At 73.4% G+C, this 19,360-nt stretch carries 16 protein-coding genes; 8 read left to right on the top strand and 8 right to left on the bottom strand.

Annotation, left to right across the window (positions count from 1 at the left end; all coding sequences use genetic code 11):
- Positions 1–13: 13 nt before the first annotated feature.
- Entirely contained in the window at positions 14–2,590 is a 2,577-nt protein-coding gene (gene pepN, locus ACFVGS_RS09975; protein ID WP_384421473.1) for an aminopeptidase N, read from the top strand.
- Positions 2,591–2,673: 83 nt separating this feature from the next.
- Here pepN and alc read toward each other — a convergent pair whose 3' ends face one another.
- On the bottom strand, positions 2,674–3,843 hold the full coding sequence (gene alc / locus ACFVGS_RS09970) for an allantoicase (RefSeq protein ID WP_385692106.1): 1,170 nt from the start codon (positions 3,841–3,843) through the stop codon (positions 2,674–2,676).
- A gap of 60 nt (positions 3,844–3,903) precedes the next feature.
- The gene (locus tag ACFVGS_RS09965) at positions 3,904–4,836 is read right to left on the bottom strand and encodes a LysR family transcriptional regulator (protein ID WP_385692104.1); all 933 of its coding nucleotides are present in this window, start codon (positions 4,834–4,836) and stop codon (positions 3,904–3,906) included.
- Positions 4,837–4,930: 94 nt separating this feature from the next.
- Between ACFVGS_RS09965 and ACFVGS_RS09960 the strand changes: the two genes are divergently transcribed.
- A complete protein-coding gene (locus ACFVGS_RS09960; protein ID WP_384421467.1) occupies positions 4,931–5,368 on the top strand; it encodes a hypothetical protein in 438 nt (145 codons plus the stop codon).
- Here ACFVGS_RS09960 and ACFVGS_RS09955 read toward each other — a convergent pair.
- A complete protein-coding gene (locus tag ACFVGS_RS09955; RefSeq protein ID WP_384421465.1) occupies positions 5,343–6,308 on the bottom strand; it encodes a DMT family transporter in 966 nt (321 codons plus the stop codon). The two genes, ACFVGS_RS09960 and ACFVGS_RS09955, sit on opposite strands and share 26 nt — an antisense overlap.
- A gap of 5 nt (positions 6,309–6,313) precedes the next feature.
- Positions 6,314–7,267 carry an EamA family transporter gene (locus ACFVGS_RS09950; protein WP_384421463.1) on the bottom strand — a complete coding sequence of 318 codons (954 nt, stop codon included), beginning with the start codon at positions 7,265–7,267 and terminating at the stop codon, positions 6,314–6,316.
- Positions 7,268–7,400: 133 nt separating this feature from the next.
- Between ACFVGS_RS09950 and ACFVGS_RS09945 the strand changes: the two genes are divergently transcribed.
- A complete protein-coding gene (locus ACFVGS_RS09945) occupies positions 7,401–7,898 on the top strand; it encodes a MarR family winged helix-turn-helix transcriptional regulator (RefSeq protein WP_385692102.1) in 498 nt (165 codons plus the stop codon).
- 82 nt (positions 7,899–7,980) lie between these two features.
- On the opposite strand, the gene ACFVGS_RS09940 is transcribed toward ACFVGS_RS09945, so the two are convergent.
- Genes ACFVGS_RS09940 through ACFVGS_RS09930 form a run of 3 tightly spaced genes read right to left on the bottom strand, consistent with a single transcriptional unit; the run spans position 7,981 to position 10,623 of the window.
- Entirely contained in the window at positions 7,981–8,220 is a 240-nt protein-coding gene (locus ACFVGS_RS09940) for a hypothetical protein (RefSeq protein ID WP_384421460.1), read from the bottom strand.
- Positions 8,221–8,240: 20 nt separating this feature from the next.
- A complete protein-coding gene (gene malQ / locus ACFVGS_RS09935) occupies positions 8,241–10,418 on the bottom strand; it encodes a 4-alpha-glucanotransferase (RefSeq protein WP_385692100.1) in 2,178 nt (725 codons plus the stop codon).
- 1 nt (position 10,419) lies between these two features.
- Positions 10,420–10,623, bottom strand: a complete 204-nt coding sequence (locus tag ACFVGS_RS09930) for a hypothetical protein (RefSeq protein WP_385692192.1) — start codon at positions 10,621–10,623, stop codon at positions 10,420–10,422.
- A 280-nt stretch (positions 10,624–10,903) separates the two neighbouring features.
- Here ACFVGS_RS09930 and ACFVGS_RS09925 point away from each other — a divergent pair, with 280 nt between their 5' ends.
- The gene (locus ACFVGS_RS09925) at positions 10,904–13,966 is read left to right on the top strand and encodes a beta-N-acetylglucosaminidase domain-containing protein (RefSeq protein WP_385692099.1); all 3,063 of its coding nucleotides are present in this window, start codon (positions 10,904–10,906) and stop codon (positions 13,964–13,966) included.
- A 335-nt stretch (positions 13,967–14,301) separates the two neighbouring features.
- On the opposite strand, the gene ACFVGS_RS09920 is transcribed toward ACFVGS_RS09925, so the two are convergent.
- Positions 14,302–14,865 (bottom strand): HNH endonuclease, encoded by a 564-nt coding sequence (locus tag ACFVGS_RS09920; RefSeq protein WP_384421454.1) that lies wholly within the window; start codon positions 14,863–14,865, stop codon positions 14,302–14,304.
- Positions 14,866–15,091: 226 nt separating this feature from the next.
- Between ACFVGS_RS09920 and ACFVGS_RS09915 the strand changes: the two genes are divergently transcribed.
- From ACFVGS_RS09915 to ACFVGS_RS09900, 4 genes are all read left to right on the top strand, one after another.
- Positions 15,092–16,186 (top strand): mechanosensitive ion channel family protein, encoded by a 1,095-nt coding sequence (locus ACFVGS_RS09915; RefSeq protein WP_384421453.1) that lies wholly within the window; start codon positions 15,092–15,094, stop codon positions 16,184–16,186.
- A 47-nt stretch (positions 16,187–16,233) separates the two neighbouring features.
- Positions 16,234–16,455, top strand: coding sequence for a hypothetical protein (locus ACFVGS_RS09910; RefSeq protein WP_384421451.1), 222 nt, complete (start codon positions 16,234–16,236; stop codon positions 16,453–16,455).
- 213 nt (positions 16,456–16,668) lie between these two features.
- Positions 16,669–17,883, top strand: coding sequence for an ROK family transcriptional regulator (locus tag ACFVGS_RS09905; protein ID WP_385692096.1), 1,215 nt, complete (start codon positions 16,669–16,671; stop codon positions 17,881–17,883).
- Positions 17,884–18,008: 125 nt separating this feature from the next.
- Positions 18,009–19,358: an ABC transporter substrate-binding protein gene (locus tag ACFVGS_RS09900; RefSeq protein ID WP_384421449.1), complete on the top strand. Its 1,350-nt coding sequence runs from the start codon at positions 18,009–18,011 to the stop codon at positions 19,356–19,358.
- The last annotated feature ends 2 nt before the right edge of the window (positions 19,359–19,360 follow it).

Raw genomic sequence — 19,360 nt, 5'->3', positions numbered from 1 at the left:
AGGAGTTGACCGGGTGCCTGGCACAAACCTGACCCGTGAAGAGGCGCAGCAGCGGGCGAAGCTGCTGTCCGTGGACGCGTACGAGGTCGACCTCGACCTCACCGGTGCGCAGGAGGGCGGCACCTACCGGTCCGTCACCACCGTCCGCTTCGATTCCGCCGAGGCCGGTGCCGAGACCTTCATCGATCTCGTCGCCCCGGCCGTCCACGAGGTCGTGCTCAACGGGCACGCCCTGGACGTCGCCGCCGTCTTCCGGGACTCCCGGATCGCGCTGCCGCAGCTCCAGCAGGGCCGCAACGAGCTGAAGGTCGTCGCCGACTGCGCGTACACCAACACCGGTGAAGGCCTGCACCGCTTCGTCGACCCCGTCGACGGACAGGCCTATCTGTACACGCAGTTCGAGGTGCCGGACGCCCGCCGGGTGTTCGCGTCCTTCGAGCAGCCCGACCTGAAGGCGACCTTCCAGTTCACCGTGAAGGCGCCGGAGGGCTGGAGCGTCATCTCCAACTCCCCCACGCCGGAGCCGAAGGACGGCGTGTGGGCCTTCGAGCCGACGCCGCGCATCTCCACGTACATCACGGCGCTGATCGTCGGCCCGTACCACTCGGTGCACTCCTCGTACGAGGGCCCGGGCGGCCAGGTCGTGCCGCTCGGCATCTACTGCCGTCCGTCGCTGGCCGAGTTCCTGGACGCGGAGCACATCTTCGACGTCACCCGCCAGGGCTTCGGCTGGTTCCAGGAGAAGTTCGACTACGCCTACCCGTTCGCCAAGTACGACCAGCTGTTCGTGCCGGAGTTCAACGCGGGCGCGATGGAGAACGCGGGCGCGGTCACCATCCGCGACCAGTACGTGTTCCGCTCGAAGGTGACGGACGCGGCGTACGAGCGCCGTGCCGAGACCATCCTGCACGAGCTCGCCCACATGTGGTTCGGCGACCTCGTCACCATGGAGTGGTGGAACGACCTGTGGCTGAACGAGTCGTTCGCCACCTACACCTCGGTCGCCTGCCAGGCCGCCGTCAAGGGCACCCGCTGGCCGAACGCCTGGACCACCTTCGCCAACGCGGAGAAGACCTGGGCCTACCGCCAGGACCAGCTGCCGTCGACGCACCCGATCATGGCGGACATCAACGACCTGGAGGACGTGCTCGTCAACTTCGACGGCATCACCTACGCCAAGGGCGCCTCCGTCCTGAAGCAGCTGGTGGCGTACGTCGGGCAGGACGAGTTCTTCCAGGGCGTGCAGGCGTACTTCAAGCGGCACGCCTTCGGCAACACCCGCCTCACCGACCTGCTGGGCGCGCTGGAGGAGACCTCCGGCCGTGACCTGAAGGCCTGGTCGAAGGCGTGGCTGGAGACCGCGGGCATCAACATCCTGCGTCCCGAGATCGAGACCGACGAGAACGGCGCCATCACCTCCTTCGCCGTCCGCCAGGAGGCCCCGGCGCTGCCGGCCGGCGCCAAGGGCGAGGCCGTGCTGCGCCCGCACCGGATCGCGATCGGCTTCTACGACCTGGACGCGGCCGGCAAGCTGGTGCGCACCGAGCGTCTGGAGCTGGACATCGAGGCGGCCGAGCTGACGGCGGTACCGCAGCTCGCGGGCAAGCAGCGCCCGGCCGTGGTGCTGCTCAACGACGACGACCTGTCGTACGCGAAGGTCCGTCTCGACGAGGTGTCCCTGAAGAACGTCACCGCGCACCTCGGCGACTTCACCGAGTCGCTGCCGCGGGCGCTGTGCTGGGCCTCGGCCTGGGACATGACCCGGGACGGCGAGCTGGCCACCCGCGCCTACCTGGACCTGGTGCTCTCGGGCATCACCAAGGAGAGCGACATCGGCGTGGTGCAGTCGCTGCAGGGCCAGGTCAAGGCGGCCCTCGACCTGTACGCGGCGCCGGAGTGGCGCGCCGAGGGCCTGGCCCGCTGGGGCGCGGCCGCGCAGGAGCAGCTGCGCGCGGCGGCCCCCGGCAGCGACCACCAGCTCGCGTGGGCGCGGGCCTTCGCCGCGACCGCCCGTGAGGACGCGGAGCTCGACCTGCTCGCCGCGCTGCTCGACGGCAGCGAGGTCATCGACGGTCTGGCCGTCGACACCGAGCTGCGCTGGGCGTTCGTGCAGCGGCTCGCGGCGACCGGCCGTTTCGACGAGCCGGAGATCGCGGCGGAGCTGGAGCGGGACCGTACGGCGGCGGGCGAGCGCCACGCGGCCACGGCCCGTGCGGCCCGTCCGACCGAGGCCGCCAAGGCCGAGGCGTGGGCGTCGGTCGTCGAGTCCGACAAGCTGGCGAACGCGGTGCAGGAGGCCGTGATCGGTGGCTTCGTGCAGGCCGACCAGCGTGAGCTGATCGCCCCGTACACGGAGAAGTACTTCGCCTCGATCAAGGGCATCTCGGAGACCCGCAGCCACGAGATCGTCCAGCAGATCGTGGTGGGCCTGTACCCGACGCTCCAGGTCTCGCAGGAGACCCTGGACGCCACGGACGCCTGGATCACGGCGAACGCCCCGGCGCCGGCGCTGCGGCGTCTGGTGACGGAGTGCCGTGCGGGCGTCGAGCGGGCCCTGAAGGCCCAGGCGGCGGACGCGGCCGCCGCCTGAGAGCGGTGAGATGAGGGGGCCCCGGACGGTTCGCCGTCCGGGGCCCTTCGTCTGTCACGCGGGGGCGTGGCGCCGCTCTTCCGTCACGCGGTCAGGCGGGCGTACCGCGCGCGGAGTCCGGCCGCGCCGTCCTCCGTCAGGCTGCCGTGCAGCCGCAGCCGGGCGATGCCGCCGTCGGGGAAGGCGTCGAGGCGGACGTGGGTGACGACGGCGTGGGCGGGGAGGGTGAAGCGGTGGAGGGTGTCGGGCTGGAGACGGGTGCGCGGGATGATCTCGAACCACTCGCCCGACTCGCCGTTGCGGCCCTGGAGGGCGATCCAGCCGGCCGAGTTGCCCTTGAGGCAGGCGGTGTCGATCTCGACCGCGCGGACGGCGCCCTGCGCGGCGAGCCGGAAGCGCACCCAGTCGTTGGTGCCGCGGACCCGGCGGCGGCGGTTCTCCCAGCCGTCGTCCATCTTGCGGGAGGTGCCGGGCAGGATGATCTGGGTGGGCGAGGAGTAGAAGCGGTCCGAGGCGTCCTCGTACACACCGCCGTTGACCACGGCTATCAGGTCGAGGGTGCCGAGGACGTCCAGCCACTCGGGGTCGGGGACGACCTCGCCGTGCACCCGGAGGCGGGCGATGCCGCCGTCGGGGTGCTGGCAGAGCCGTACGTGCGTGTAGCGGCGCTCGGCGTCGACGGTGAAGCCGTTGGCGGCGTGGCCGCGGACGGGGGTGGGCGGGACGAGCTCCTCCCACTTCGCGTCGAGGAGCTCCTCGGGGCTCGGTGAGCCTTCGACGGCCGTGGCCTGGATGCTGACGCGCTGCGGGTAGTTGCCGCGGAAGTGGGCGGTGTCGACGACGATGCCCCGGATGACGCCGGGGGCGCCGAGGCGGACGATCGCCCAGTCGTGGTCATCGGGCGCGGGAAACGGGTGTCCCGCGTCGGCGCCGCGGCGGCGCCGGGTCTCCCAGCCGTCCATGATCTTGCCCTTGTGGCCGAAGTGCTCGGGGTCGAAGACGGCACGCTCGCGGACGAGCAGGTTCTCGCGCTCGGCGAAGAACTCGTCGTTGGCGGCGACGACTCCGGCGCCGAGGCGCCGGTCGGCGAGGTCGACGAGCTCCGTGAAGGGGAAGTCGCCGGTGCGGTAGTCGGCGTACGGGTCGCCTCCGGCGTACTGGGCGGCGTCGTTGGCGTGCGGGTCGACGTCGTCCGGGCGCAGGTCGTTCGGGCGGGAGTCGTTCGGGCGGAGGTCGTTCGCGTCGAGGCTCATGTCGTCGACTGTGCCGCCGGCCGACCACCCAGGTCCATCGAATGTTTTCGATGACGCCTTTCAGCTGTGCTGAACGGTTTCGCGCTGGACGGCGGCCTGCCGCAGCGCGGCCAGGACCTTCGCCACGGCCGGGCCTTCCTCCGCCCCGCGCCGTACCGCCGCGACGACGTGGCGGCGCGGCTGGTCGGCGGAGAGCACCCGCATGACCACGCCGGAGCCCGCGCCGGTGCGCCGCTCGGCGGCGGCCATCCGGGGCACGAGGGCGACGCCCATCCCTGCCTCGACCATGGCGAGGATCGCGGTCCAGCCGGCGGCGCTGTGTGCCTGCTCGGGCACGAACCCGGCGGCCTCGCAGGCGGCGGTGGTGATCTCCGACCAGGGCCCGGAGCCGCCGAAGATCCACGGCTCGGCGGAGAGGTCGGCCAGCTGCAGCCCCGGGGCGTCGGCCAGCGGATGCCCGGCGGGCAGGGCGACGTCCAGCGGGTCCGCGAGCAGCGGCAGCCGGCTGAACCTGGGGTCGCGGGCCGTGGGCGCGTGGGCGGCGAGCGAGAGCGCCAGGTCGACCTCGCCGGCGGCGAGCAGTTCGTACGCCTCCGCCGCCTCGGCCTCCCGGATCCGGACGTCGAGTCCGGGGTGGGCGGGACGCAGGGCCTGTACGGCGGGGACGACGAGCGCGGGCACGGCGGTGGAGAACGCGGCGACCCGCACGCGGCCCGCCTCGCCCCGCAGATAGCCGTCGAGTTCGGCCTCGGCCTGCTCCAGCTGGGCGAAGACCGCCTCGGCGTGCCGCAGCACCAGATGGGCGGCGTCGGTGAGCCGCACCCGGCGCCCGTGCGCCTCCAGGAGCTTCACGCCGAGCTGCCGGGAGAGGTTGGTGAGCTGTTGGGAGACGGCCGAGGGGGTCATGAGCAGCGCCTCCGCGGTCGCGGTGACGGTGCCGCGATCCCGCAGGGCGCGGAGGATCTGGAGCTTCCTGATGTCCCACTCGGTCATGAGCGGCAACCTACCGGGGTGCGTCGACGGGAAATGCCTGAACGCGTTCAAGACTACTCTTGAACGCGTTCAATCCCTCTGTCAGGATGGCCGCATGACCACCCACAGCCCCTGGCGGGGCCTGGGCGCCGTCGGCCTGCGCCTGGCCGACGTCGCCGGGCGCTACCTGCTGACCTACCTGGCCGCGTTCCTGGCGGTCGGCCTGACCGAACCGCGGGTCACGGACAGCTGGCACGAGCCCTCGGCGTTCCCCTCCCGCGCGGAAGTGGTCCTGGAGAGCCTTCGCCTCGGCGTCGACCTCGTGTGGATCATCCCGGTGCCGTCGCTCCTGATCGTCTGGCTCTTCGCCCTGTTCAGCGAGCGGACCGGACTGGCCTTCCGCGGACGCCTGGCGGGGCTCCTCATGGCGCCGCTGTGGTTCCTGTTCCTGACCTTCGCGGGTTCACTGCTCCTCTTCCTGGTCCTGGCCCACCTCGTCTTCGCCCTGCTGCTGATGCGCGCCCCGCTCATGCGCGGATACGCGACGCGCTAGCCAGCGCGACTCCGCCCAGGATCAGCACCATGCAGGCCCCGCCGAGGAGCCCCAGCTCCTCGCCGAGCAGGGCGTACGAGAGCAGGGCGACGCACACGGGCTGGAGGTAGTAGACGACGCCGGCGCGGGCCGCGCCGATGAGGGTGATCGCCTTGTTCCAGGCGAAGAAGGCGACGGCGGAGGACATGACGCCGACGTAGAGGAGCGGGCCGGCGGTGCCGGGGGTGACAGGGAAGCCGCCCTGGACGGTGAGGGAGACGGCGTAGGCGGGGGCGAGCATCAGGGCGCCGAGGGCGAACGTGGTGAAGAGGAAGGCGAGTCCGTCGATCTCCGTGGGCTTGCGCTTGAGCATCGCGCTGTACGTGGCGAAGGACAGCGCCGCCGCGAACATCCAGAGGTCGCCGGCGGAGAAGTCGACGGAGGGGGATCCCTTGCCGACGAGCAGCAGCACGCCGGTGACGGCGACGACGAGGCCCAGGACGCGGCGGGTACCGAGCCGTTCGCCGCCGAGCCGTGCGTACACCGCCATGATCACCGGCGAGGCGGCCATGATCATGCCCATGTTGCCGGCGGACGTGGTCAGTCCGGCCTGGTGGACCAGGGTGTTGTAGAGGGCGACGCCGAACAGCGAGGCGAGGGCGACGAAACCGAGGTGACGGCGGATCAGCTTCCGCTGCCGCCAGAACGGGCGGGCGGCGAACGGCGCGACGGCGGCGAGGGCGATGATCCAGCGCCAGAAGACGGCCTGGACGGGCGGGACCGAGTCGGCCATGTCGCGGGTGGCGACGAAGCTGCCGGACCAGACGACGGTGGCGAGCAGCGCGAGCAGCACGCCGAGGCCGGCGCCCCGCGCGAGCTTCCTCGCGGGCGCCGGCCTCTCGGTGGCGATGGGTTCGGGAGTGGGACCGGGAGTGGGATGACGGGCGGTGATCAGGCTCATGCCGCCTACCGTCGCACCGCCGAACCCTCCAGGTCCATCGAAACTTCCTGACCGTTCTTTTCAGTTGCACTGAACAATTCGACCGGGGCGGCGACCTGCTTCTTCGCCGGGGGGTTCAGCTGGCCGACCAGCGTGGCACCGAAGGCGATCGCCATGCCGACGAGCTGGACGGGGCCGAGCGCCTGGCCGAGCGCGGCCCAGCCGATGACGGCGGCGGTGATCGGCGAGAGCGGACCGAGCAGGGTGACGGAGGAGGCGCTGAGCCGCTCGATGCCGCGGAACCAGAGGAAGTACGAGATCGCGGTGTTGCCGAAGGCGAGGTAGGCGTAGCCGGCCAGGTTGGTCCCGGTGAGCGCGGGCGGCGCGCCTTCGAGCAGCAGGGCGACGGGCAGGATGATCAGGCCGCCCGCGGTGAGCTGCCAGCCCGTGAGCGCGAGGGCGCCGACGCCCTCGGGACGGCCCCAGCGCTTGGTGAGGACGGTGCCGGCGGACATCGACAGGGCGGAGAGCAGCCCGGCGGTCACTCCGAGGGTGTCGAGCGCCGCGTTCGCCTTGAGGACGACGAGGCTGACGCCGAAGGCGGCGGCGATGGCGGTCAGCAGGGACTTCACGGTGGGCCTGTCGCCGAGCAGGAGGGCCGCGAGGCCGACGACGAAGAGCGGGCCGACCGACGCGACGACGGCGGCGACGCCGCCCGGCAGGCGGTAGGCGGCGAGGAAGAGGAGCGGGAAGAAGGCTCCGATGTTGAGGCCGCCGAGGACCGCCGACTTCCACCACCAGGCGCCCTGCGGCAGCTTGCGGGTGAGGGCCAGGAGCAGCAGCCCGGCGGGCAGGGCCCGCATCAGGCCGGTGAAGAGCGGCCGGTCGGGAGGCAGGAACTCCGTGGTGACGTAGTAGGTCGAGCCCCAGGAGATCGGGGCGAGGGCGGTCAGGGCGACGGTGGCGGCCTTGCGGGACATGACGGTTCCCCCTGCACTGGACGGACCGGGCACGAGACCCGGACTGGCTTGACAGTAATTAACTTAGCACTAAGCTACTTATCCGCAAGTGGCTTCCTTGCAAGTTACTCACCGGAGAGGGAAACTGGGCGGCATGGACAACCACGACGCCGTCGACGCCATCGCCGACCAGTGGGCCCGGGTCCGGCCCGACCTGGACACCCTGCCGATGGTCGTGTTCGGCCGCATCTACCGGCTCGCGGCCGCCATGCGCAGCAAGGTCGACAAGGCCTACGCGCCGTACGGAGGGATGTCGCTCGGCGAGTTCGACGTCCTCGCCACGCTGCGGCGCTCGGGCGAGCCGTACACCCTCTCACCGCGCGAGCTGACCGCCACGCTGATGATCACGACCGGCGGGATGACGGGCCGGCTCGACAAGCTGGAGCGGGCCGGGCTGCTCACCCGCAGCCCCGACCCGAACGACCGGCGCGGCCTGCGGGTCACCCTCACCGACGAGGGCCGGGAACTCGTCGACCAGGCCGTCGGCGCCGGACTGGCCCAGCAGCGCACGGCCCTGGAGGCGGGACTCACCCAGGAAGAGGCGGAGCAGCTGGCCGGGCTGCTGCGCAAGCTCCTCGCCACGACGGCGTGACGCCGGGCCGGCCGGAGACGCACGAGGGCGCCGCGCGGTGACTGCACACCGTGCGGCGCCCTCGGGAGAGCGGAGAGGAGACCTACGCCTTCTTGACGCGGTCCTTGGACCTGTCGAGCACCATCACCAGGCCGGCGATGCCCAGGAACAGCACGAGCGGGAGACCCACGAACAGACCGAGGGTCTCGACGACCTCCAGCTTGGGGGCCGGGTCGTCACCGTCGTCGCGGGTCAGCGCGAGCGCGGGGGACGACATGAGCAGCATCATCAGCGTCGTACCGGCCGCGACGGCGCCGGCGCGCAGGGCGTTCTTCTTGTCCACGGTGCAAAAGTAGCGAACGCCTAAACGGGCCGCGCGCCCGGGGGTGCCGTACGGGCGCCGACGCGCTCCGCGACCACCCGCAGCAGATCGTGCGCGCGGGCCGAGGCGGCCAGCCGCTCCAGGGACACCGGCTGCCCGTCGGCGCCCGCCACGGGCAGCCGCCAGTTGGGGTACTGGTCCCAGGTGCCCGGCAGGTTCTGCGGTCTGCGGTCCCCCACCGCGTCCGGCAGCCACACCCCGACCATCCGGGCCGGCGTCGCCGCCAGGAAGCGGTGGAAGGCCCGGATCTCGGCCGTCTCGTCGCCCGGCCCCTCCGGCAGCAGACCGAGCCGCTGGAGCAGGCCCAGCCACTCGGCGGTCTCCGCCGCGTCCCGGCCCCGCTCCCGCTCCAGGTCGCCGGCGAGTAGCCCCAGCCGGTGGCGCAGCGTCACGTGGTCGCCGGACAGCCGGGCCGCGGTCGACGGCAGGTCGTGGGTGGTGGCGGTGGCCACGCAGTCGGCCCGCCACTCCTCCGGCGCCAGCGGACGGCCGCCGCCGGCCCAGTCCCGCTCGAACCACAGCACGGAGGTGCCGAGCACCCCGCGCCGGGCCAGCGCCTCCCGGACGCCCGGCTCGACGGTCCCCAGGTCCTCGCCGACCACCGCCGCGCCGGCCCGGTGGGCCTCCAGGACGAGCACGGCGAGCATCGCCTCCGAGTCGTAGCGGACGTACGTGCCCTCGGTCGGCTCGCCGCCGTCGGGCACCCACCACAGCCGGAACAGGCCCATCACATGGTCGATCCGCAGCGCGCCCGCGTGCCGCAGCAGTTCGCGCAGCAGACCGCGGTACGGGGCGTAGCCCTCGGCGGCGAGCGCGTCGGGGCGCCAGGGCGGCAGGCCCCAGTCCTGGCCGCGGGAGTTGAACGCGTCGGGCGGCGCGCCCACCGACATGCCCGCCGCGAAGACGTGCTGCTGCGCCCAGGCGTCGGAGCCGTCCGGGTGCACGCCCACGGCCAGGTCGTGCACGATCCCCACCGCCATCCCGGCCCGGCGGGCGGTGAGGGCGGCGTCGGCGAGCTGCCGGTCCGTCAGCCAGGCGAGCCGGCAGTGGAAGTCGACCCGGGCGGCGAGCCCGGCGTCGGCCCGGACCGCCGCCGCGGCCGAGCGCGGGTCGCGCAGCTCCGCGGGCCAGCGGCGCCAGTGGTGGCCGTGCCGCTCGGCGAGCGCCTGGTAGGTCGCGTGGTCCTCCAGGGCCCGGCCCCGCTCGGCCAGGAAGTCGCGGTAGTCGGCCCGGCGGCCCGGCCCGAGCTCCACGGTGTGCACCAGCTCCAGGGCGCGCCGCTTGACCTCCCACACCGCGTCCCGGTCGATCAGCGCGCCCTTGCCGAGGACCTGTTCGCGCAGCTCGGCGGCGTCGGCGAGGGCCAGGTCCAGCTCCTCGCGGCGGCCCGGGTCGACATATCCGTACTCCGGCACGTCCTCGATCCGCAGATGCACCGGGTCGGGGAAGCGGCGGGAGGACGGGCGGTACGGGGAGGGGTCGGTGGGCGCCCCGGGCACGGCCGCGTGCAGGGGGTTGACCTGCACGAAGCCCGCACCGTGCGTGCGGCCCGCCCAGTCGGCGAGGTCCCGCAGGTCCCCGAGGTCGCCCATGCCCCAGGACCGCTCGGACAGCAGCGAGTACAGCTGGACGAGCAGGCCGAAGGCCCGTCCGTCGGGGCCCGGCACGCGCGCGGGGGCCACGATCAGGGTGCTGGTGGAGCGGCGCCCGTCGGGCGCGAGGGCGACGAGCCGGTGCACGCCGAGCGGCAGACCGCTCCAGTCGGGGCCGGTGACGGTCCGTCCGGTCTCGGTGGTGACCGTGAGCCGGGTACCGGCGGGGAGCCCGCGCGGCGGCCGCGGCGCGGCTCCCGCACCCCTGGACGCCTGCTTCTGCTCGTGCGTCTGCGTCTGCTCCTGCGTCTGCTTCCGCTCCTGCTCCTGCTCCTGCTCCTGCTCCTGCTCCTGCCAGACCACCACCGTCGGCGGGAGCAGCCGCTCCCGGTCCGCCGCCTCCGCCGCTTCGAGCGCCGCGGCCAGCGCCTCCGGGGTGGACGCGTCGACGTCCAGGGCGCGCAGCACGGCCACCACGGTGGCCTCGGGCACGGTGACCGTGACGCCCTCGGACGGGGCGTACTCGGTGGCGACACCGTGCAGGGCGGCGAGACGGGCCAGGGTCACGTCACACTCCGGGGGACTCCGAACCGCCCGCGGTGGCGCGGGCGGTGGGTTCACTGGTCAGGGGAGCCGCCTCGATGAGGGGCGGTTCGCTGGTGAGCGGCGCGGCGTCGGCGAGGGGCGGCTCGCTCGTGAGCGGCGGGCCCTGCCGCGGAATGCGTATCCGTTTGCAGGTGGGGTCGGTCGCGGTCACGGGGTCTCCCGGTATGTCTCGACAGGTGGGACAGCACGAGGAGCCCTACCCACGGATCCCCGTTTTACCGGCGGAATTCGGCGAAAGCGCGCCACCTCGCCGAAACACCACCGGGCAAAGCAGACAGTTCGACCACGCGCATTGACACCCCGTCGGCCCGGGTGGTGGGCTCGTCATCCAATCGTGACCAACGGGTCCGGTGGCCGGCGGGTCCTCGTGGCCGCCGGACCGTCGTGACCGGCAGGCCGTCGTGACCACCGGGTCGCCGTGGCCGAAGGGCGGAGAGGAGTCCCGCGTGCACGTCGGACGCAGGAAGCGGACGGCGACGGCCGTGGCCGCGGCCGTCATCGGCGGACTCCTCGGCGGCGCCGTGCCCGGTGTCGCCCACGCGGCCCCCGTCTCCCCCGTCGCCACGCCCGACCGGCAGCCCGCCGCCGTCCCGCCGGTCTGGCCGCGCCCCCAGTCCCTGACCGCCGCGGGCGAGGCCGTACCGCTCGGCACCGAGGTGACCGTGCTCACCGCGCCCGAGGCCGACCCGTACGCCGTGACCGCCCTGCGCGCGCTGCTCCAGGCGGCCGGGGTGCGCACCGTGCACGAGGCGCTGCCCGGCCGCGGCCCGGTCCTCCGGGTCGGCGACAGCCTGGAGACGGAGGCGGCACTGCGCGCCCTCAAGGTGCCCGAGCGCGGCGACCTGCCCGACGGCGGCTACCGGCTCGCGACCGGCCGGCTCCAGGGCCGGGACACCGTCGTCCTCGACGGCGCGGGCGACGACGGGCTCTTCCACGCCGTCCAGACGCTCCGTCAGCTGGTCGGCACCACCGGGCAGGTCCCCGGCGTCGTCGTCCGCGACTGGCCGGCCGGCGCCGTGCGGGGACTGACCGAGGGCTTCTACGGCCGCCCCTGGTCGCCTGCCGAACGTCTCGCCCAGATCGACTTCATGGGCCGCACCAAGCAGAACCGCTATCTGTACGCGCCGGGCGACGACCCCTACCGCCGGGCGCTGTGGCGCGAGCCCTACCCGGCCGCCGAGCGGGCCGCGTTCCGCGAGCTGGCCGCCCGGGCCGCCGCCAACCACGTCACGCTCGCCTGGGCCGTGGCGCCCGGCCAGGCGATGTGCCTGTCGTCGGACGCGGACCTCAAGGCGCTCACCAGGAAGATCGACTCCATGTGGGCGCTCGGGGTGCGCGCCTTCCAGCTGCAGTTCCAGGACGTGAGCTACAGCGAGTGGCACTGCTCGGACGACGGCGACGCCTTCGGGAGCGGTCCCGGGGCCGCCGCCCGCGCCCACGCGCGCGTGGCGAACGCCGTCGCCGCGCACCTGGTGGAGCGGTACCCGGGCGCGGCCCCGCTGTCGCTGATGCCGACCGAGTACTACCAGGACGGCGCCACGGACTACCGCACCGCGCTCGCCGGCGCCCTCGACGCGCGCGTGGAGGTCGCGTGGACCGGCGTCGGCGCGGTGCCGCGCACCATCACCGGGCGGGAACTGGCCGGTGCCCGCGACGCGCTGCGGCACCCGCTGCTCACCATGGACAACTACCCGGTCAACGACTACGCCCAGGACCGGCTTTTCCTCGGCCCGTCGACCGGCCGCGAACCGGCCGTGGCCGCCGGGTCCGCCGGCTTCCTGGCCAACGCGATGGAGCAGGCCGCCGCCTCCCGGGTGCCGCTGTTCACCGCGGCCGACTTCGCCTGGAACCCGAAGGGCTACCGGCCGCAGGAGTCCTGGCGGGCCGCCGTCGACGAGCTCGCGGGCCCCGACCCGGCCGCGCGCGAGGCCTTGCGGGCGCTCGCCGGGAACGACGCCTCGTCGATCCTCGACCCCGACGGGGAGTCCGCCTATCTGAAGCCGCTCGCCGCCGCCTTCTGGGCGAGCCGCGGCAAGGCCGACCCGGTCGCGCGGGAGAAGGCGGCGCGCGAGCTGCGGGCCGCCTTCACGGTGATGCGCGAGGCGCCCGCGCGTCTGAAGGGCACCGCGGACGGCACGCTGGGCGAGGAGGCCGGGCCGTGGCTCGACCGGCTCGCGCGGTACGGCGCGGCGGGCGAGACGGCCGTCGACATGCTGCTGGCCCAGGCCCGCGGCGACGGCGCGGCGGCCTGGCGGGCCCAGCTCGACCTGGAGCGGCGGCGCGCGGAGCTGCGGCCGGGCGGAGTGACGGTCGGCAAGGGCGTCCTCGACGCCTTCCTCGCCCGGGCGGTGTCGGAGTCGGCGGTCTGGACGGGCGCCGACCGGGCGCAGCAGGGCGGCCGGGGCGGAACGGCCGAGCCGGAGAGGGAGCCGGGCGCGTCGGAGAACGCGTACACCGTCCGGCTCGACCGCTCGCGGCCGGTGGAGACCCTGACCGTGATGACCGAGCCCGCCGAGAGCGCCGCCGGTGCCGGACCCACCGGCTTCCTCGAGGCGTACGTGCCCGGCGAGGGCTGGCGGCGGATCGGCCCGCTGGCCGCCTCGGGCTGGACGCAGGCGGACGTGAAGGGCCTGCGGGCGGAGGCGCTGCGGATCGTGTGGACCGGAGGCGGCGAGCCGCCCCGGGTACGGTCCCTGGTGCCGTGGTTCGCCGACGAGCCGCGCGCCGGGCTCGAACTGGCCCGCTCCGAGACCGACGCGGAGATCGGCGGCCCCGCCCGGCGGGTGGCCGTCACCCTGGAGGGGCGGCGGGCGGCCCCGGTGCGCGGGGCGCTGGCCGCGCGGGCACCCCGCGGAATCACGGTGCGGCTGCCGAAGGAGGCCGTGGTGCCGCGGGGCACCCGGACCACGGTGGCGCTGGAGGTGTCGGTGGCGGCGGACGTGCCGGCCGGCTCGTACGCGGTGCCGGTGTCGTTCGCGGGCGAGGAGCGGGTCCTGACGGTGCGGGCCTTCCCCCGTACGGCGGGCCCGGACCTGGCCCGTACGGCCACGGCCTCCTCCTCGGGCGACGAGACGCCCGACTTCCCCGCCGCGCTCGCGCTGGACGGCGACCCGGCCACCCGCTGGTCCTCGCCGGCCGAGGACGGGGCCTGGTGGCAGCTGGAGCTGGCGGAGCCGGCCCGGATAGGGCAGGTGGTCCTGCACTGGCAGGACGCCTACGCCTCCCGCTACCGCATCCAGGTCTCCGCCGACGGCCGCACCTGGCGCACGGCCGCCACGGTGCGCGACGGCCGGGGCGGGCGCGAGTCGGTCCGGATGGACGCGGCGGACACCCGCTTCCTGCGGGTGCAGGGCGACGCGCGGGCGACGCGCTACGGCTACTCGCTGTGGTCCGTGGAGACGTACGCCGTGGCGGACCCGGCGACGGGCACGGCGGACGCCGGCCCCGAGGGCACGCCACAGAACCCGACGGCCGGCGAGCCGGGCGGGACGGCACCCGGCGCACCGTAGAACCGTCCGGCGCACGCGCGCAGGGCCGGTCCGGCGCAGGACTCCCCATCAGACCGTCCGGCGCACGCGCGACGGGCCGGTCCGGCGCACGGCTCCCCGTTGAGCCCGCCGGCGCGCGCAGGGGCCGTCCGAAGCCTGTCCGGCGCACGGCTCCCCGTCGGAGCCGACCGGCGCCCTGCCCGCAAGACCGGTCCGGCGCAGGACTCCCCATCAGACCGTCCGGCGCAAGCGCGACGGGCCGGGTCCGGCGCACGGCTCCCCGTCGGAGCCGCCCGGCGCCCGGCGCGCAGGACGTGGACGGCGCCCTGCGCGGCCGGGTACGCGAAAGGCCCGGCTCAACCCGTCGTCAGCACCTCCTGAGGGGTGCTGCCGACGGCGTCGATCCGGGCCATGACGTCGTCCGCGCCGTACGGCTGGAGGTACGGCAGCCAGCGTGGGTCGCGATGGCCGGTGCCGATGATCCGCCAGGCGAGGCCGGTCGGCGGCGCGGGTTGGTGGCGCAGCCGCCAGCCCAGCTCCCGCAGGTGCCGGTCGGCCTTCACGTGGTTGCAGCGGCGGCAGGCCGCCACGACGTTCTCCCAGGCGTGCGTCCCCCCGCGACTGCGCGGAATGACGTGGTCGACGCTGGTTGCGACGCCACCGCAGTACGCGCAGCGCCCGCCGTCGCGGGCGAAGAGGGCTCTACGGGTCAAGGGAACGGGCCCCCGGTAGGGGACCCGCACGAACCGTTTGAGCCGCACCACGCTGGGCGCGGCGATGACACGGCTCTCGCTGTGCAGGAAGGCGCCGGACTCCTCGAGGCAGAGTGCCTTGTTCTCCAGGACGAGGACGAGCGCGCGGCGGAGCGGTACGACGCCGAGCGGCTCGTACGACGCGTTGAGGACCAGGACGTGCGGCACGGATGCCTCCTATGACGCCGGCGGCGCGTGGCTCGCGCCGGGACGAAACTGCCACCAGTCTCTCCTCATGCCTGGTCGGTGCGCCACCACATGGAGGTAACGGCCCTGGGGTGTTCTCGACCACATCGGCGGGCGTACGGGAGTCTTCCCCGGCCGTGGGCCGTCTTTCCCTGTGCACACGTGTGCGCACGACGGCGGGGCCACGCCCTGGGCCCCGTTAGTGTGGATGGATTGCGAACGCCTGCCTGGAGGTCTCCCCGTGCTCTGGTCCGCCCCGCCGACCGACGATCCCCAAACCGTCCCGGTGACGCTGGACGAGGCGGCGGAGAAGGCGACGAACGCCGCGGGCTGGGTGGAGCAGAACTGGTCCACCTGGCTGAACACCGGTCTGAAGATCCTGCTGATCCTGGTCGTGGCGCTGACCCTGCGGATGCTGGTCCGCAAGGCGCTGACGAAGCTGATAGAGCGGATGAACCGCTCGGCGCAGGCGGTGGAGGGCACCGCCCTCGGAGGCCTGCTCGTCAACGCCGAGCGGCGCCGCCAGCGCTCGGAGGCGATCGGCTCGGTACTGCGCTCGGTGGCGTCCTTCCTCATCCTGGGCACGGCCGGGCTGATGATCCTGGGCGCCTTCAAGATCGACCTGGCGCCGCTGCTCGCCTCGGCGGGTGTGGCCGGTGTGGCGATCGGTTTCGGCGCCCGCAACCTCGTCACGGACTTCCTCTCGGGCGTCTTCATGATCCTGGAGGACCAGTACGGCGTCGGTGACTCGGTCGACGCGGGCGTCGCGTCCGGCGAGGTCATCGAGGTGGGCCTGCGGGTGACGAAGCTGCGCGGCGTGGACGGCGAGATCTGGTACGTCCGCAACGGCGAGATCAAGCGCATCGGCAACCTCAGCCAGGGCTGGGCGACGGCGGCGGTCGACGTGACGGTCCGCCCGACGGAGGACCTGGACCGGGTGCGCGAGGTGATCACCGAGGCGGCCGAGACGATGTCCAAGGAAGAGCCCTGGAACGAGCGCCTCTGGGGCCCGGTCGAGGTCCTCGGCCTGACCGAGGTGCTGCTCGACTCGATGACGATCCGCGTCTCGGCGAAGACGATGCCGGGCAAGAAGCTGGGCGTGGAGCGCGAGCTGCGCTGGCGCATCAAGCGCGCCCTGGACGAGGCGGGCATCCGCGTCGTGGGCGGCATCCCGCCGCAGGCGGACGAGTCCGCGCCCACCGACCCGACGGCCTCCATGTCGGCCCCGTCGGCCTTCGCCTCCCCGGCCTCTCCCCAGTCCGCGGCGGCGACCCCGCTCCCGAAGCCGGACCTGACCAAGTGACGGCTGCCGGTTCCTCATGTCATGGGGGCGCCCTAGCATCTGCCCCCATGTCCCCGAGATTCTGGCTCGCCGTGCGGCTCTACGCAGCCCCGGTCCTCGGCACCTTCGCCCTGGCCCTGCACCACAAGCTGACCACCGGAAGCTGGACCTTCCCCGTCCTCTTCACCGTGCCCACCCTCGCGCTGGCCTCGTTCGCCTTCTGGCACAACCGCAGCCCGGAAGCCCGGGCGCGCCTGGAGTTCCGCCGAGCGGCCAAGCGCAATCTCTGAGCCGGCCGACCACACACACCAAGAGGGGCCTCGCCTGACGGCGGGGCCCCTTCTGTCGTACGTCGGCTGTCGGGTCTCGAGTCCGCCTGGGGCGGGCACGCGAAGTAGCCGCCGTGTTCAGGGTATTGACGGCCCACTGATCTCCGCCTTACCTTCCTCCCAACCCAATAGGAAACTTTCCTAACAGTGCACCCCACAGGCAGGTGGAGCGTCTTGGCCGGTACGACCCCGGGTACTCCCGGCACCCCGCGCGTGCTGCGCGCCATGAACGACCGGGCCGCGCTCGATCTGCTGCTCGCGCACGGGCCCTTGTCGCGGACCCGGATCGGGAAGCTGACCGGGCTGTCCAAGCCGACCGCCTCGCAGCTGCTCGCGCGGCTCGAGGCCGCAGGGCTCGTGGTGGTCACCGGGACCACCGAGGGGAGGCCGGGGCCCAACGCTCAGCTGTACGGGGTGAATCCGCGGGCGGCGTACGCGGCCGGGCTCGACGTCAGTCCCGAGCGGGTGCACGCGGCCGTCGCCGACGTCACCGGCGAGGTCGTCGGCGAGTTCCAGGTGCCGACGCCCGGGCGCGGCGCCGACGACGTGGTGCGGCAGGTCGTCGACGCCCTCGACGGGGCCGCCAAGGACGCCGGGCTCGCCCTCGGAGACGTACACCGTCTCGTCATCGGCACCCCCGGCGCCTTCGACCCGGCCACCGGGCGGCTCCGTTACGCCTCCCACCTGCCCGGCTGGCACTCCCCCACCCTCCTGGAGGAGCTGGCCGTCGCCCTGCCCATGCCGTTCGAGTACGAGAACGACGTCAACCTCGTCGCCATCGCCGAGCAGCGGCTCGGCGCCGCCCGCGACCACGAGGACTTCGTGCTGCTGTGGAACGAGGAGGGCATCGGCGCCGCCCTCGTCCTCGGCGGCCGGCTGCACCGCGGCTTCACCGGCGGCGCCGGCGAGGTCGGCTTCCTGCCGGTGCCCGGCACCCCGCTCGTCCGGCAGGTCGCCAAGGCCAACTCCGGGGGCTTCCAGGAACTCGCCGGCGTCCAGTCCGTACCCCGCATCGCCAAGGCCGTCGGCATCGAGACCCGCGAGCAGCCGTACGTGGAGACCGCCGCCGGGCTGCTCGCCCGCGCCGCCGAACTCCACGGCGAGGACGAGCGCTACGGCCGGCTCCTCGACGTCTACGCCGAGCGGCTCGCGACGGGACTCGCCGCCCTGGTCGCCGTGCTCGACCCCGAGCTGATCGTCCTGTCGGGTGCGGCCGTCAGCCCGGGCGGCGAGCCGCTGCGCGCCCGCGTCCAGACCCAGCTCGCCGATCTCGCCGCCGCCCGGCCACGGCTCGTCCTCGCCGAGGTCGACCGGCACCCGGTGCTGCGCGGCGCCCTCGAATCGGCCCTCGCCACCACGCGCGACGAGGTCTTCGACACCTCGCGGTAGCCGCGCCCCGGCCACCCCCGATTTTTCTCCGTTCGACCGCCTCGTCGAAGTTCTCCGCCCGACCGCCCCGTCCCGCCCTCCGTCCCAGGCCCTGTCCCGGCCCTCCGTTCCAGGGAGACTCCGTCATGCCCGCTCGCCCCCGCCGGCGCGCCGCCGCCGCCCTCGCCGCCACCGCCTCCATAGCGCTCTTCGCCTCGGCCTGTACCGGCCAGGCGGGCAACGGCGCCACCGACGACCCGAACGCCAAGACCACGATCACCTTCTGGCACGGCTGGTCCGCCGAGTCCGAGGTGAAGGCCATCAACGACAACATCAAGCGCTTCGAGCAGGCCCACCCCAACATCAAGGTGGACGTCGTCGGCAACATCAACGACGACAAGCTCAACCAGGCGCTGCGCACCGGCGGTTCGAAGGGACCCGACGTGGTCTCGTCCTTCACCACGTCCAACGTCGGCAAGTTCTGCTCCTCCGGCGCCTTCGCCGATCTGAAGCCCTTCGTCGAGAAGTCGAAGCTCGACCTCGAGAAGATCATCCCGAAGACGCTCCTCGACTACACCCAGTTCGAGGGCAGGCGGTGCGCCATGCCGCTGCTCACCGACGCCTACGGCCTCTACTACAACAAGGACGCCTTCAAGGCGGCCGGCCTCGACCCCGCGAAGCCCCCGAAGACGTACTCCGAGCTGCTCGCCTACGCGAAGAAGCTCACCAAGGCCAAGGGCGACGGCTACGAGCGGCTCGGCTTCATGCCGAACTACCACGGCTACGAGACCACCACCGAGCACTACCTGGGCAGTTGGGGTCCCTCGTACTTCGACCCCGCCACCGGCAGGTCCACCGTCGCCTCGGACCCCGCGGTCGCCGAGATGATGACCACCCAGAAGAAGATGGTCGACGAGCTCGGCGGCTACGCGAAGCTGGAGAAGTACCGCACCACCTTCGGCGACGAGTGGGGCGCCAAGCACCCCTTCCACACCGGACAGGTCGCCATGCAGCTCGACGGCGAGTGGCGGCTGGGCATGGCCACCGACGCCAAGGTGCCGTTCGACATCGGCGTCGCCCCGATGCCCGTCCCGGACGACCGCGCGGCGGAGTACGGCAAGGGCTTCCTGTCCGGCACGATCATGGGGATCGCGCCGCAGAGCAAGAAGCAGAACGCCGCCTGGGAGCTGGTCAAGTTCATGACCACGGACACGGAGGCCGTCGTCGCCTTCGCCAACGGCATCCGCAACGTGCCGTCCACCTTCGACGCCCTGAAGTCGCCGGACCTGAAGCTCGACCCGCGGTTCACGACCTTCCTCGACATCGCCCGGCACCCGAAGTCCAACACGCCGGCGGGCGCGGTCAACGGCGCCGCCTACCTCAACACGCTCCAGGACTTCGCCCTGCAGTACGAGAAGGGCGAGGTGTCCGACCTCAGGGCCGGTCTGGAGAAGACCGCCCGGCAGATCGACACCGACATCGCCAAGGCGAAGTAGCC

The sequence above is a fragment of the Streptomyces sp. NPDC127114 genome (genome assembly GCF_042677525.1).
Classification (GTDB): domain Bacteria; phylum Actinomycetota; class Actinomycetes; order Streptomycetales; family Streptomycetaceae; genus Streptomyces.
The sequence above is the reverse complement of the archived record's forward strand: the minus strand, read 5'-3'. Positions and strand labels throughout refer to the sequence as shown.